Here is a 1703-nt window from a genome sequence, read left to right as displayed (position 1 = left end):
GGCCGAGACCGCGATACGGGAAGCCGACGCCGTCATCGTCACCTCCTATTGTCCCGATGCCGTCGAGGCCTCGCGGATCGCGAACGACAGCTGCCGCAGCCTGAAGGTGTTTTACGATCTCGATACACCGGTGACGCTGGCGAGCATAGAGCGAGGTGACTACCCGGCCTATTTCGAGCCGAAGGGATTGCGCGATTTCGACCTGGTCCTGAGCTACACGGGAGGGCCGGCGATCGACACACTGAAGAGCATACTTGGCGCACGTCATGTCCTGCCGCTCTACGGCCATGTCGATCCTGACCGGCACCGGCCGGCGCAGCCAAGGCCCGAGTTCGCATGCGACCTGTCCTATCTCGGCACCTATGCCGAGGACCGGCAGGCGGCCGTGGAAAGGCTGCTCGTCGCTCCAGCGGCCCGACTGCCGAACCGCCGTTTCGTCATAGGCGGGGCGCAGTACCCGCAGGACTTCCCCTGGAGCAGCAACATCTATTTCGTCAGGCACCTGCCGCCGGCCGATCACCCGGCCTTCTTTTCCTCCTCGCGCCTGACGCTGAATGTCACCCGCGAGGCAATGGCGCGACAGGGCTGGTGCCCGTCAGGCCGTCTGTTCGAGGCGGCGGCGTGCGGCGCCGCGATCATCTCCGACGACTGGGCCGGCCTCGACAGCTTCTTCACGCCCGGCAGCGAGATTCTGTTGGCGCACAGCACCGGCGACGTCGTTGCCGCGCTTGACCTGTCGGAGAACGAGATCGCGACTCTCGGCCGCCGCGCCCGGGAGCGCGTTCTCGACGAGCATACGTCCGCGCATCGCGCCGCCGAACTCGACCGCATCCTGAACGACGCTTTTTCGTCCATGTCGAAGGGCACAATGGAGGAAGCTGTCTGATGTTTGGCATCGTGCCTGCCGCCGGCCGCGGCAGCCGCATTCAGCCGCTGGGTTTCTCCAAGGAGCTGCTGCCGGTCGGCAGCCGCCTGGACGGCCAGACCGAACGCCCTTGCGCGGTGAGCGAATATCTGGTGCGGCGCATGGTGCGCAACGGCGTCGACCGCATCTGCTTCATCATCGGTTCCGGCAAGTCGGACATCCTCGAATATTACGCCGCCGGCTATGGCGACGCCGCGGCGATCTTCGTGGCGCAGCCGTCTCCGGTTGGCCTTTGCGACGCGATCTTCCGCGCCGCACCGCTCGTGACACCGGACGAAACGGTCCTGATCGGCCTGCCTGACACGATCTGGTTCCCTGAAGACGGCTTCTGCCGTCTGGCCGACGACCGGCTGTCCTTCCTGATGTTTCCGGTCGATCGCCCGGAACTGTTCGACGCCGTCGTCCTCGATGGGAACGGGCGGGTCGAGCAGATCCAGGTCAAGCAAGCTGACGCCGCGACAAACTGGGTCTGGGGCGCCTTCAAGATGCCGGGCCGTGTCTTCCATCAACTGGCGGCCCTGTGGCGCCAGCGCGACGGCGTCGACGAGTATTTCGGCACGCTGGTCAACGCCTATCTCGCCGGCGGAGGCGAAGCTTACGGCGTCAAGGCGGGGACGGCCTATGTCGATGTCGGTACCTTCAACGGCTATCGCACGGCGCTCAGGCTGCTCGAAAGCAACGACGCCATCGATGACGGACCCCTGCCGACATTCGCATCGCAGGACCGCTCGCCAATGCCAACCGTTCCAGGCGAAGGAGCTTAGCCATGCTGCATTCC

Annotated in this window: 2 protein-coding genes; both read left to right on the top strand. The window is 65.4% G+C overall.

Translation table 11 applies throughout. The features are described from left to right. A partial coding sequence (locus EOA28_RS34980) for a glycosyltransferase (protein WP_128315809.1) occupies window positions 1–886 on the top strand: 886 nt, incomplete at its 5' end. Further along, the gene (locus tag EOA28_RS34975; RefSeq protein ID WP_127251278.1) at window positions 886–1689 is read left to right on the top strand and encodes a sugar phosphate nucleotidyltransferase; all 804 of its coding nucleotides are present in this window, start codon (window positions 886–888) and stop codon (window positions 1687–1689) included. The genes EOA28_RS34980 and EOA28_RS34975, both read left to right, overlap by 1 nt. The last annotated feature ends 14 nt before the right edge of the window (window positions 1690–1703 follow it).

The organism is Mesorhizobium sp. M2A.F.Ca.ET.067.02.1.1, assembly GCF_004023285.1.
In the GTDB taxonomy this organism is placed as follows: Bacteria; Pseudomonadota; Alphaproteobacteria; order Rhizobiales; family Rhizobiaceae; genus Mesorhizobium.
The sequence above is the reverse complement of the archived record's forward strand: the minus strand, read 5'-3'. Positions and strand labels throughout refer to the sequence as shown.

What these genes read in the sequence shown, in the direction of transcription:
- EOA28_RS34975 (WP_127251278.1), top strand. Translation starts at nt 886, where the DNA reads ATGTTTGGCATCGTGCCTGCCGCCGGCCGCGGCAGCCGCATTCAGCCG.